The following is a 12,659-nucleotide window of genomic DNA, read 5'->3' as shown; positions in this document are numbered from 1 at the left end:
CATTCGTTACGAAAGAATTAAACTAATTTTAAAAAACAACGAGACTAAATTGATAATGGAAGACAGAGCCATTTGTATTTTAACACATTTTGACCATTTATCATCAGACCACAGTCTATTTTATTCCCAAACGTATGGAGTTTCTTGATAAACATAATAATTGAGCCAATTCATAAACAGTAAAGTGGCATGGGCTTTCCAGCGATTCACTGGGACTAATGTGTCACCATCTTCTATAAAATAGTGGACAGGTTTTTGGACTGTATCATGCTTCAACAAATCTCTTTCATATTCCTGCTTCAATGTGTCCGTATCATATTCAGGATGTCCAGTTAAAAATACTTGTTTATCATCATCTGAAACAATTAAACAAACACCCGCTTCTTCAGAGATACTCAATACTTTCAAATTCGGCGTGTTTTTTAATTGTTCTGTATTAATATCTGTATGCCTCGAATGTGGGACATAGTATACTTCATCGAAACCTCTGACTAATCTTTCTTTTTTCTCTTTCACAAGATGCTCAAATACACCAAATTTTTTCTCGGGAAGCTTGATTTTTTCAATCCCATAATGGTGATATAGGCCTGCCTGTGCACCCCAGCAAATATGAAGGGTAGACGTCACATTGGTTTTACTCCAGTCCAAGATGTCCTGAAGCTCTTTCCAATAGGACACTTCTTCAAAAGCTAAATGCTCAATTGGTGCGCCGGTGATGATCATTCCATCAAATTTCTTATGGCGAATCGATTCAAAGGTCGTATAAAATTCATCTAGATGCTCTCTCGACGTATTCTTCGGTGTATGCGTACTTGGAATCAAAAACGTAAAGTACACTTGCAAAGGAGAATTTCCGAGCATTCTTAGCAGCTGCGTTTCAGTTTGTATTTTTTTTGGCATTAAATTTAAGATCACGATATTCAAAGGACGGATATCTTGCTTGAATGCCCTTGTCTCATCCATGACGAAAATGTTTTCGCTCTCTAGTATTTGTTTTGCCGGCAGATGAACTGGTATGTTAATAGGCAACTCGCCACCCCCTGAACCAAAGCTAATTTCATTTCATTATAGGAACTTTCTGGCGATATTTCAATGTTTCAATTATGTTACAATAAAAAACAGAGCAAAAACAAAGCTGTTTCTGGAAAAAAAGGAGGCCGTTTATTTATGATCACAAAGCATTTATCAGATATTGACATCGCCCAAAAGGCAAAGCTGAGACCTATTCAAGACATCGCAGCAAAGCTGCAAATACATGACGAAGAATTAGAATGCTATGGTTTCACAAAAGCGAAAATATCTTTGACTATTTTTGACCGTTTAAAAGAACAAAAAGAAGGACATGTGATTCTTGTCACATCGATCAATCCAACGCCAGCAGGTGAGGGGAAGTCCACCGTAACAGTCGGCCTCGGTCAAGCCTTCGAAAAAATTGGGAAAAAAGCAATCATTGCGATGCGCGAGCCTTCATTAGGTCCTACAATGGGCATAAAAGGCGGTGCAGCGGGTGGAGGATATTCACAAGTGCTGCCAATGGAAGAAATCAATCTTCATTTTACAGGAGATTTTCATGCCATTACTTCTGCACATAATGCCTTATCTGCGTTCATTGATAACCATATCCATCACGGAAATGAACTCGGCATCGACTCGCGCCGCATTGTATGGAAGCGAGTGCTTGATTTAAACGATCGTGCATTAAGACAGGTCGTTGTCGGACTTGGCGGTCAGTTAAATGGGTATCCTAGAGAAGACGGATTTGACATCACAGTTGCCTCCGAAATGATGGCCATCCTTTGTTTAGCAGAAGACTTAACCGATTTAAAAAAACGTCTTTCTTCTATTGTTGTTGCCTATAATCAAGATGGCGAGCCAGTCACAGTTGGAGCACTTGGATATGAAGGTGTTCTTACGTTACTTTTAAAAGACGCGCTCAAACCGAATCTTGTTCAAACGATTGAAGGAACTCCGGCCCTAGTACATGGCGGTCCTTTTGCCAATATTGCGCATGGATGTAATAGTTTAATTGCAACCAAAATGGCGGCGAAATTAGCCGATTATGTGGTAACAGAAGCTGGATTTGGAGCAGATCTTGGAGCAGAAAAGTTCCTGCACATTAAAACAAGAGCTGGTGATTTCAAGCCTGGTGCAGTTGTCATTGTGGCGACTGTCAGAGCATTAAAGATGCATGGCGGAATGAAGAAAACTGAACTCAAAGAAGAGAATGCACATGCCGTATTAGAAGGTATACATAATTTAGAAAAGCATATTGAAACTGTGCAAGCCTTCGGTCTTCCATACATCGTCGCAGTAAACAGGTTTATCACTGATACAAAAGAAGAGATTCAATCGATAGAAGATTGGTGCCACGCACATGGCCATCCAGTCAAAGCTGTGAATGTATGGGAAGAAGGAGGCGAAGGCGGGACAGCACTTGCCGAGGAACTCGCGACACTTATTGAAAAGAAGAAGAACCACTTTTCCTATTTGTATGAAGAAAATGATTCCATCGAAGAAAAGTTATCTAAAGTTGCCCAAGTGGTTTATGGAGCAGACGGGGTCACACTCACTTCAAAAGCAAGAAAGCAACTGGCAGCCATCGAGAAAAACGACTGGGGTCATTTACCGGTTTGTATGGCAAAAACGCAATATTCACTTTCGGATGATCCAGCTTTAATTGGGAGACCTAAGGGCTTTACCATTACGATTCGTGAGTTAAAACCATCTGTAGGAGCAGGCTTTATTGTTGCTTTAACCGGAAGCATTCTGACAATGCCTGGATTACCTAAAAAACCTGCGGCGCTCGAGATGGATTTATTAGAAGACGACAGTGTGACAGGGCTCTTTTAACAGGAGGCATAAAAAGCGATTTTATAAAAGAAGCATGTTACGATAGGAAAAAGTGAATCCTAGGAGGCTATGAGATGTCAATTTATGATATTCAGGTCAAGACCATTAACGGTCAGGAAAAATCAATGGCAGATTACAAAGGAAAAGTACTCATTATTGTCAACACAGCAAGTAAATGTGGACTGACTCCTCAATTCAAACAATTGCAAGAGCTATATGATCAATATCATGAAAAGGGCCTTGAAATTTTAGGATTTCCGTGCAACCAATTTATGAACCAGGAGCCAGAAGGGGAAGAAGCGATTCAGGAATTCTGTTCTTTGAATTATGGCGTAACCTTCCCTATGTTTGCGAAAGTAGATGTCAATGGTGACAATGCGCATCCGCTTTTCAAACATTTAACAAGTCATGCAAAAGGTGTACTTGGAACGAAAACAGTGAAATGGAATTTTACAAAATTTATCGTGGATCAAAACGGAGAAGTCACTGAGCGGTTCTCTCCGAAAACATCACCAAAAGAATTAGAAAGCTCCATCATCGCTCTTTTGGACAAATAAGGTGCTCACAGTCATGCAGAAAAAACAATTGGAGGCAGCTGCCTCCTTTGTTTCAGATCAGCTGAAATATGAACCGACTGGACACGATGCGGCTCATATTGATCGTGTGCGCCAGCTTGTCCGCCAGATTGCTAATCAGGAAGGCGGCTCTCTTTTTATTATTGAAATGGCGGCGATTGTTCATGATGTCATTGATGAAAAGCTGTCGAGTGAATGGAAGCTTTCACCGCAACAACTTGAGCATCAGCTCCTTTCTTGGGAAGTTAATACGCGGGATATTCGTTATATCATGGATATCATTACCACGATGTCTTTTCGTCATCGACATAAGCAGAATAGGCCTATGACGTTAGAAGGGGCCATTGTTCAAGACGCAGATAGACTCGATGCGATAGGAGCAAGCGGTATTGCAAGAGTGTTTACTTATGCAGGCGCAAAAGGGGAGCCCCACTATACAAAGAACATGCAGCAGGGCTCCGTGCTAAAGCATATGGAAGAAAAATTGCTCAAATTAAAAGACTTGATGAACACCTCTGCAGGAAAGCAGCTTGCTGAGGAACGGCATGAATTGATGAGCTTATTTATCAAGACGTGGAAAGAAGAATGCGGCCTTACAGATGAGTAGGGTCTTTATGTGTGTAAGGAGGATGTATAGATGAAAATAACAGCGATAGAACCGACGCCAAGTCCAAATACCATGAAGGTCATTTTGACAGAAGCACTTGCCGGCGGTAAAAGCAACAACTACAAAAAGGATCAAAAAGACGAAGCGCCAGAAATGATCAAGCGCATTTTGAACATTGAAGGTGTAAAAGGTGTTTATCATGTCGCAGATTTCTTAGCGGTCGAGCGTAATGCAAAGTTTGACTGGCAGGGCATTTTACAACAGGTGAGAGAAGCCTTTGGTCAAGAAACAGAAGGCCTTCAGGAAGGACCGCAGTCAGGCGGTGACACATTTGGCGAAGTCAAAGTGTTTGTCCAAATGTTTAATGGGATTCCGATGCAAGTCAAATTAACTGACGGCGAAAGAGAAGAGCGGTTCGGAATGCCTGAACGCTTCCAAGCAGCCATTTTAAAGCTCAGAAGCAGTTCAGACAATGTCGTATTTGAACGTGTGTGGAAAGAACATGGCGTTCGTTTTGGTGACTTTGCTGATATCGGCCAGGAAGTCACAGAAGAGCTGCAAGCAGCCTATGATGACGAGCGTTTAGCCCGCTTAACAGAGGCGGTCAAAGAAGGGCAAGAAGCCGTAGATAGACAGGTGAACCGAAAGGCATATGATGTAACAGAAGACATGCTGCGCGAGGAAGATTGGAAAAAGCGTTTTGCCCATTTAGAGCAAATGCAGCCAGAGCAAAAGGATATACCTGTTTTAATGAAAGCGATGGAGGACCCAAAAACATCCATTCGCAGACAAGCCGTTGTGAATGCTGGAATGATTGAAGATCCTGCTATACTGCCTATATTATATAAGGGCCTTAAAGACAAAACTGTGACGGTCCGCAGAACCGCTGGAGACTGTATTTCAGACCTTGGTGACCCTAGCGCTATGGAAGCAATGATCGAAGCATTAAAGGATCCGAGTAAACTTGTCCGCTGGCGTGCAGCTATGTTCCTCTATGAAGAAGGTGACGAAACAGCACTTGACGCATTAAAAGAAGCTGAGCAAGACCCTGAATTTGAAGTCAGCCTTCAAGTGAAAATGGCGATTGAGCGCATTGAGCACGGAGAAGAAGCGAAAGGCTCTGTATGGAAGCAAATGACAGAAAGTAGAAAAAATGCATCAGAATGATGAGAAATATGAGCAAGCTGCCAATGAAAGGCAGCTTGTTTTTCTTAAAGTGATAGACAGAAAAATTTTTTTAGAAAAATTATTTTGAATATTGTTGAAATATGCGAAAAAACTCTATATAGTAGTACCAATATAGAATATTGGAGGTCAGATTTTATGACACGAACCTTGCTGAGCGCTAGTTTCAGCAGACATGTTGGTCATCAGTCATTCATCGGTGGCTAAATAAACAGAAAATTTGTAAAATAAAATCAACTCAAAATCATGCAGTCAACAAGACTTGTAGTATAGGAGGCTTTTTAAACAGATGGCAGAACTACGCAGTAATATGATTAAACAAGGAATTGACAGAGCACCTCACCGAAGCTTACTAAGAGCGGCGGGGGTAAAGGATGAGGACTTCGGCAAGCCATTTATTGCCGTATGTAATTCCTATATTGATATTGTCCCAGGACATGTCCATCTTCAGGAATTCGGGAAAATTGTGAAAGAAGCCATTCGTGAAGCTGGCGGGGTCCCATTTGAATTCAATACGATTGGGGTCGATGATGGAATTGCGATGGGTCATATCGGGATGAGATATTCATTACCAAGCCGTGAAATCATTGCTGACTCTGTAGAAACCGTTGTATCTGCTCACTGGTTTGATGGAATGGTTTGTATTCCTAACTGCGATAAAATTACACCAGGGATGATGATGGCAGCGATGCGTGTCAATATTCCGACTGTCTTTGTCAGCGGTGGACCGATGGAAGCGGGTAGAACAAGTGATGGCAGAAAGATTTCTCTTTCTTCTGTATTTGAAGGCGTTGGTGCATACCAGTCAGGTAAAATTAACGAAGAGGAATTAAATGAATTAGAACAGTTTGGCTGTCCAACCTGCGGTTCTTGTTCAGGTATGTTTACAGCAAACTCAATGAACTGTTTAGCAGAGGCGCTTGGAATTGCTCTTCCTGGAAATGGAACGATTTTGGCGACATCACCAGAGCGAAGAGAATTTGCGAAAAAGTCAGCAAAACAACTGATGGAGCTCATTAAAAAGGATATTAAACCACGTGATATTGTTACTGAAAAAGCAATCGATAACGCATTTGCATTAGATATGGCACTTGGTGGTTCAACCAATACCGTTCTTCACACACTGGCGATCGCAAATGAAGCAGGTGTTGAATATTCACTTGAACGTATCAATGAAGTAGCTGAGCGTGTGCCTCATTTATCAAAACTTGCTCCAGCTTCGGATGTTTATATTGAGGATTTACATGAAGCAGGCGGCGTCACAGCTGCGCTAAATGAATTGTCCAAAAAAGAAGGCGCACTTCATTTAGATACAATGACCGTCACAGCGAAAACGCTTGGTGAGAACATTGCAGGACATGAGGTAAAAGACTATAACGTCATTTATCCAATCGATAAGCCATTTACTGAAAAGGGCGGCTTAGCCGTTTTATTTGGAAACCTTGCGCCAGATGGAGCCATCATTAAAACGGGCGGGGTACAAGATGGGATCACACGTCACGAAGGACCTGCGATCGTATTTGAATCCCAAGAAGAAGCTCTTGAAGGCATCATTAATAGAAAAGTAGAAGCAGGACATGTTGTCATTATTCGCTATGAAGGACCTAAAGGCGGACCTGGTATGCCAGAAATGCTTGCACCAACTTCACAAATTGTCGGCATGGGACTTGGGCCAAAGGTTGCTTTAATTACTGACGGACGTTTTTCCGGCGCTTCTCGTGGTTTGTCCATTGGACACGTCTCTCCAGAGGCAGCTGAAGGCGGCCCGCTCGCCTTTGTTGAAAATGGTGACCATGTCGTGGTTGATATTGAACAACGCATTTTAAGCGTCGATGTTCCAGAGGAAGAATGGGAAAAAAGAAAAGCAAACTGGAAAGGCTTTGAGCCAAAAGTGAAAACTGGCTATCTTGCTAGATATTCAAAACTTGTGACATCAGCCAATACAGGCGGAATCATGAAAATTTAATCTGATATGGAAGATTTGAAAATTGGCTCTCTCTATAGTATCCTTTATTCACAACATAAGGATTTTTAGAGGGGGCTTTTTTATGTCAATGGCATATGAAGAATATATGCGACAGCTCGTTGTGCCAATGCGCCAAGAGCTGACAAGTGCAGGATTTCAAGAACTTAAGACGGAAGAAGAAGTAGAACAAACCATGCAAGAAGCTGAAGGAACAACATTTGTTGTCATTAATTCTGTATGCGGATGTGCTGCCGGATTAGCACGCCCAGCAGCGACTCAAGCTGTGATGAAGGCAGAAAAAGCTCCAGACAGAATCGTCACAGTATTTGCTGGGCAGGATCGGGAAGCAACGGCAAAAATGAGAGAATACTTCACGGGTGAAGAGCCATCATCTCCTTCTATGGCCCTTTTAAAAGCAAATGAACTCGTTCATTTTATCCCGCGTGACGAAATTGAAGGTCATGAAATGGAAGATATCATGAAAAATGTCTTAACTGCATTCGAAAAACATTGCTAATACAAGTGTTGAAATGCCCTGTGATCAGATCAGGGCATTTTTTCTTGATCATGATGGAGGAACGATATGCTCATTACAACAAGCTTTAGAGCAAATGAACAAACGATTGAAACAGCGAAGGCGCTTGCAGAGGATTTACATGGTGAGTATGTAGAAAGACGCAAACAATCCGTCAAGCAGCTTGCGATGAAACGAGGAGATGTACTTGTTGTCGGGAAAGAAAGATTCGAATGGTATCAGCCCAATGGTGAAAAGTTCTTTTTTCATCCAAGCTCAGCGATGTTCAGGGTGAAACGGCTCTTGCGCGGAGAAAAGGATCCTTTAATCGAAGCAGCACAGCTAAAGCCGGGCGATTCCTTTTTAGATTGCACACTTGGCTTAGGGTCTGATGCTATTACTGCAAGCTGTGCGATAGGCAGGAATGGAAGGGCCGTCGGTATAGAAAAGAATCCCATTACGGCGTTACTAGTGCGAGAAGGACTGAACACATGGGAGACAGGGATAGAAGAAGCAGATGAAGCGATGAAACGGATATCTGTGATCAGTGGAGACAGTATCGAGCAGCTAAAGAAGTGTCCTGACCGTTCATTTGATATTGTCTATTTTGATCCGATGTTTGAGGAAACGATTCAAGAATCTGCAAGTATAGCGCCGCTGCGTCATGCGGCAGAGCACCACTTTGATCACGAAATAGCCGTGCAAGAGGCGTTAAGAGTGGCAAGAAAAAGAGTGGTTTTAAAAGATCATTGGAAAAGTACACGATTTACAGCGGAATCCTATCAATTTCACGTCATAAAACGAAAAACAGCCCAATTTCATTATGGTTATATTGAGAAAGAAAAAAGCCCTCACTAAGGGCTTTTAATCCGTAATCTCCATATAGACAAAATAAAACAGTGTCAGCAAGGAAGCTGTGATGAAAAACCCTTCAAGCATACCCATTCCTCCCAAATTTTAGTCGTCATTACTGTCATTGTAAACGTTTTATTATGAAAAAGAAAGTCTCAAATCAGTGACCAAATTGAATGACTGAAAATTCATTATATGCTAGAATAGCAGTATGATAACTTATGGAAGGAATTAGATATCATGAAGATGTGGATGAGAAAAACGCTTGTTGCGCTCTTTACAATTGCAACTTTTGGTTTGATCTCTCCTCCGTCGGCTTTGATGACAGACAAGCCATCTGAACTTTCTTCATCTGATAAAACGCCTTATACAGCGGTTTATGATACATCAGATGAATTGCGCAGCTGGGAACTATCGCAAGAGGACAACAAAGAGCAGGTAGACCCCTTTGAGCAATATAAGGAGGAGGTTCTATCAAGTGCAGAAAATCAATCCTTTCTCAAATTTGGCCGTAAAATCACACCTGTCATTGAAGACGAGTACAGAGAAGAGATTCAACCGAAAATTGAACAAGTGTTAACCGATGTTTTAACAAATTTCAAAGATGACGAAAAATTTCAAGATGTTGTGTTAACTGATCAGCCTTCAAGCGGAAATGGCGAAAAAATCTTCCACATCTACAACCGGAAGACTGGAGAAGATTTGCTCCGTTTTCATGTGAGAAGAGATCAGCCGCCACACAGCGGATATTGGTTTAACTTTCACTACCATACAGCAGAAGATGGATTCCAGACGCATCATGAACTCGGTAATATTTACTGGGACAAAAACACCCCGCCGAGCTGGATGAGCCACTAGAAGGAGATGTCATGCCAATTGAAAAAGTATACAATGAACGAAATGGTGCAGATTACAAAACAAATGTTAAACGAACGTGGAGTGAAAATTGAAGATATTGCACATATTGTGCTAAAGCTTCAAGAAAAATATCATCCAAACCTTCCACTTAGTGTCTGTATTGAAAATGTTGAAAAAGTGTTGAATAAAAGGGAAATTGTCCATGCGGTTTTAACAGGACTTGCCCTTGATCAGCTGGCTGAAAAAAAGCTATTGCCAGAACCATTGCAGCACTTAGTAGAAACAGACGAGCCGCTATATGGTATTGATGAAATTATTCCGCTTTCCATTGTCAATGTATATGGATCAATCGGTTTGACCAACTTCGGTTATTTAGATAAAGAGAAATTTGGTATTATTCGAGAATTAGATGAAGGTCGTCCAGGTGAAGTGCATACCTTCCTTGATGACCTTGTCGCCGCGCTTGCCGCAGCAGCAGCTAGCCGTATTGCTCACTCACACCAAGATATTAAGGACGAAGAGCAGGATCGAGTGAATCAAGTATAAAAAGAAAAACATGTCTGCTCATCATGCAGGCATGTTTTTTTGGTTTAAACAAAAGCAGAAATAAGGTAAACTACAACAAGAACATAAATAAAGGATGAAAAAAATGAAACAATACAAAGAGTTATGCCGTCATGTATTACAGCACGGGGATGAAAAAGGTGACAGAACGGGAACAGGCACAATCAGCACGTTCGGTTACCAGATGAGATTTGATTTGCAGGAAGGATTTCCTCTTTTAACAACAAAGAAATTGCACCTGAAATCAATTATTCATGAGTTACTGTGGTTTTTAAAAGGTGATACAAATGTCAAATATCTTCAGGAAAATGGCGTCCGGATTTGGAACGAATGGGCAGATGAAAATGGCGAACTGGGCCGTGTGTACGGAGCGCAGTGGCGATCTTGGGCTAGTGGGGACGGTGAGACTGTGGATCAGATCACAAAGCTGATCCACGATATCGAGCATAATCCGAATTCAAGAAGACTGATCGTCAGCGCTTGGAACCCGGGTGAAATTGATCAAATGGCGCTGCCACCATGTCATTGTCTGTTTCAATTTTACGTATCAAACGGGAAGCTTTCCTGCCAGCTTTATCAAAGATCGGCAGATATCTTTTTAGGCGTGCCATTTAATATTGCTTCATATGCCCTTCTCACGATGATGATTGCCAAAGTTACAAATCTTGAGCCAGGAGAGTTTATTCATACGCTAGGAGATGCTCATATTTATCAGAATCATCTTCCGCAGGTGAAAATGCAGCTAGAGCGCGAGGAACGCACGCTTCCGCAGCTTCGCATCACAAGAGATGTGAAAAGCATTTTTGATTTCACGTTCGATGATTTTGTACTTGAGAACTATGATCCACATCCGCATATCAAAGGAGAAGTCAGTGTATGATTTCAATGATTGTGGCGACAGGAAAAGACAGAGTCATTGGTCAAGATAATCAAATGCCTTGGCATTTACCAGCTGATTTAGCGTATTTTAAGAAGGTCACAGGCGGTCATACGATTGTCATGGGCAGAAAAACGTTTGAATCAATCGGACGAGCGCTTCCTAACCGCCGTAATATCGTTTTGACGACAAGTTCTTCTTTTGAAGCAGAAGGATGCGAGGTTGTCCATTCCATTGCTGATATTTTGGCAATCGGAGAGAACGAGACAGAGTTATTTATCATCGGCGGGTCTAAGCTGTATGAAGAAATGATGCCATATGCGGATCGTCTATATATCACGCATATTCACCATGCGTTTGAAGGAGACCGCTACTTTCCTGATTACAATGAAAACGAATGGACGGTTGTATCACGCGAAAAAGGCCATCGTGACGAAAAGAACCCCTACAATTATGAATTTGTCGTATATGACAAAAAAGGATAAATGAGTAGGAGGAGTACGGTTGTTTCGTTATTGGTTTTTAACGATTTATGTTGCCCTATCCATTTTTAAAAGTATGAGGCATTTGCATGCCCATGAATTAACTGATCCGCGCATTTCCTATACGAAACGAATGCATCTCATTCATGAGCATGCAAAAAGGTTTGCCCGGGGCTGTATTGATCAGTCAGGATCAGTCATGACCATTCACCAGCAAAAGAAGCTGCCAGATGGACCCGTTATTTATATCACACAGGCACTGAATCCAGTCACGACGACATTATTGATTGGTCACCTTGAGAAGCCATTTGCTTTCATGGCAAAGCCGAATCTTTTTCGATATCCCATTTTAAAACAATGGCTGAAGAAGATGGCGGTTATTCATCAGAATCAATCTGATGATGCCTTATTAGAAGAAGCAAAGGAAAGAATCTTATCTGGGCAGAGCGTATTGCTTTCAGAAGCACAGCGTCACATGGCAGAGGCACTTGCTGAAGATTGTGATTGTCCGCTTGTACCGATTGAAACAAGTGGAACGGATCGTCTATTAACTGGGAAAGTTGTGAAAAGGCTGCGCCCTGTTAATGTTGATATTCATATTAAAGCACCTGTCATGATGAGTGATTACGCCCAAAAGCGCGCATAGAAAAACCAGCATCCGAAAGTGGATGCTGGTTTTTTTCATGCAGCAGGAATGTTCACACAATAGAAGAGAATGCAGAAGAACATCGATGCACTGCCGCCGAGTACAAAGCTGTGCCAAATGGCATGATGATAGGGGATTTTCCGCCAAATATAAAAGATGGTTCCGACCGAATACAATAGACCGCCTAACAGTAAGAGGCCAAATCCTGCGCCCGTTAACCCAATGTAAAGTGGTTTGATGGCAATGATAATCATCCAGCCCATTAATAAATAAACGAGCGTGGACACAATGATAAACCTTTTGACGAAAAAGATTTTAAAGACAATTCCGCCAGCAGCAAGCGCCCATACAATCGCAAGAAGCGTATAGCCTAGTGCGCCTTTTAATGGTCCTAGTAAAAAGGGCGTATATGTACCAGCAATCAATACATAAATAGCCGAGTGGTCGAGGATTTCAAATACATCTTTTGTTTTTTTATGCCGTATGCTATGAAGCAAGGTTGAGCTTAAATAGAGCAGCAGCATGGATGCGCCAAATATCGAAAAGCTGATGATGTCTGTGACAGTGCCGTATTGAACAGCGAATAACACGAGAAAAACAATGGCTGGTATGGATAAAATAACGCCAATGCCATGTGTAATGGCGTTTGCAATTTCTTCTTTTACAGTAAACAATGAATAGCC

14 protein-coding genes are annotated in these 12,659 nt (G+C 41.7%); 12 read left to right on the top strand and 2 right to left on the bottom strand.

Annotated features, from left to right (window positions below):
• Window positions 1-120: 120 nt before the first annotated feature.
• On the bottom strand, window positions 121-1,029 hold the full coding sequence (metA, locus tag C6348_RS05460; RefSeq protein ID WP_034660994.1) for a homoserine O-acetyltransferase MetA: 909 nt from the start codon (window positions 1,027-1,029) through the stop codon (window positions 121-123).
• Window positions 1,030-1,167: 138 nt separating this feature from the next.
• Between metA and C6348_RS05455 the strand changes: the two genes are divergently transcribed.
• The 12 genes from C6348_RS05455 to C6348_RS05400 all read left to right on the top strand — a co-directional run bounded on the left by C6348_RS05455 (window position 1,168) and on the right by C6348_RS05400 (window position 11,976).
• Window positions 1,168-2,850: a formate--tetrahydrofolate ligase gene (locus C6348_RS05455; protein WP_106042334.1), complete on the top strand. Its 1,683-nt coding sequence runs from the start codon at window positions 1,168-1,170 to the stop codon at window positions 2,848-2,850.
• 74 nt (window positions 2,851-2,924) lie between these two features.
• Complete coding sequence (locus tag C6348_RS05450; protein ID WP_003216059.1) at window positions 2,925-3,407, top strand: glutathione peroxidase; 483 nt, start codon at window positions 2,925-2,927, stop codon at window positions 3,405-3,407.
• Between the two features lie 13 nt (window positions 3,408-3,420).
• A complete protein-coding gene (locus tag C6348_RS05445) occupies window positions 3,421-4,032 on the top strand; it encodes an HD domain-containing protein (RefSeq protein ID WP_106042213.1) in 612 nt (203 codons plus the stop codon).
• A gap of 30 nt (window positions 4,033-4,062) precedes the next feature.
• Window positions 4,063-5,199 (top strand): conserved virulence factor C family protein, encoded by a 1,137-nt coding sequence (locus C6348_RS05440; RefSeq protein WP_034660989.1) that lies wholly within the window; start codon window positions 4,063-4,065, stop codon window positions 5,197-5,199.
• 307 nt (window positions 5,200-5,506) lie between these two features.
• Window positions 5,507-7,183 carry a dihydroxy-acid dehydratase gene (gene ilvD / locus C6348_RS05435; protein WP_012010311.1) on the top strand — a complete coding sequence of 559 codons (1,677 nt, stop codon included), beginning with the start codon at window positions 5,507-5,509 and terminating at the stop codon, window positions 7,181-7,183.
• 82 nt (window positions 7,184-7,265) lie between these two features.
• Window positions 7,266-7,700, top strand: a complete 435-nt coding sequence (locus C6348_RS05430; RefSeq protein WP_106042211.1) for a BrxA/BrxB family bacilliredoxin — start codon at window positions 7,266-7,268, stop codon at window positions 7,698-7,700.
• Between the two features lie 66 nt (window positions 7,701-7,766).
• Window positions 7,767-8,555, top strand: a complete 789-nt coding sequence (locus C6348_RS05425; protein WP_106042209.1) for a class I SAM-dependent methyltransferase — start codon at window positions 7,767-7,769, stop codon at window positions 8,553-8,555.
• Window positions 8,556-8,789: 234 nt separating this feature from the next.
• Window positions 8,790-9,407 (top strand): YpjP family protein, encoded by a 618-nt coding sequence (locus C6348_RS05420; RefSeq protein ID WP_060596585.1) that lies wholly within the window; start codon window positions 8,790-8,792, stop codon window positions 9,405-9,407.
• Between the two features lie 18 nt (window positions 9,408-9,425).
• Window positions 9,426-9,953 (top strand): phosphatidylglycerophosphatase A family protein, encoded by a 528-nt coding sequence (locus C6348_RS05415; protein ID WP_034660983.1) that lies wholly within the window; start codon window positions 9,426-9,428, stop codon window positions 9,951-9,953.
• Window positions 9,954-10,056: 103 nt separating this feature from the next.
• Window positions 10,057-10,851, top strand: a complete 795-nt coding sequence (locus C6348_RS05410; protein WP_064497497.1) for a thymidylate synthase — start codon at window positions 10,057-10,059, stop codon at window positions 10,849-10,851.
• On the top strand, window positions 10,848-11,333 hold the full coding sequence (gene folA, locus C6348_RS05405; protein ID WP_060596580.1) for a type 3 dihydrofolate reductase: 486 nt from the start codon (window positions 10,848-10,850) through the stop codon (window positions 11,331-11,333). The genes C6348_RS05410 and folA overlap by 4 nt, the downstream gene beginning before the upstream one ends.
• A gap of 19 nt (window positions 11,334-11,352) precedes the next feature.
• Window positions 11,353-11,976 carry a lysophospholipid acyltransferase family protein gene (locus C6348_RS05400; RefSeq protein ID WP_034660980.1) on the top strand — a complete coding sequence of 208 codons (624 nt, stop codon included), beginning with the start codon at window positions 11,353-11,355 and terminating at the stop codon, window positions 11,974-11,976.
• A gap of 35 nt (window positions 11,977-12,011) precedes the next feature.
• Here the strand turns inward: C6348_RS05400 and trhA are convergent, their stop codons facing one another.
• Complete coding sequence (gene trhA / locus C6348_RS05395; protein ID WP_095285302.1) at window positions 12,012-12,650, bottom strand: PAQR family membrane homeostasis protein TrhA; 639 nt, start codon at window positions 12,648-12,650, stop codon at window positions 12,012-12,014.
• Between the last annotated feature and the right edge of the window lie 9 nt (window positions 12,651-12,659).

It is taken from the genome of Bacillus sp. YBWC18 (genome assembly GCF_002998775.1).
Classification (GTDB): Bacteria; Bacillota; Bacilli; order Bacillales; family Bacillaceae; genus Bacillus.
Note: the sequence above shows the minus strand (reverse complement) of the source record. Positions and strands in the feature narration are given on the sequence as shown.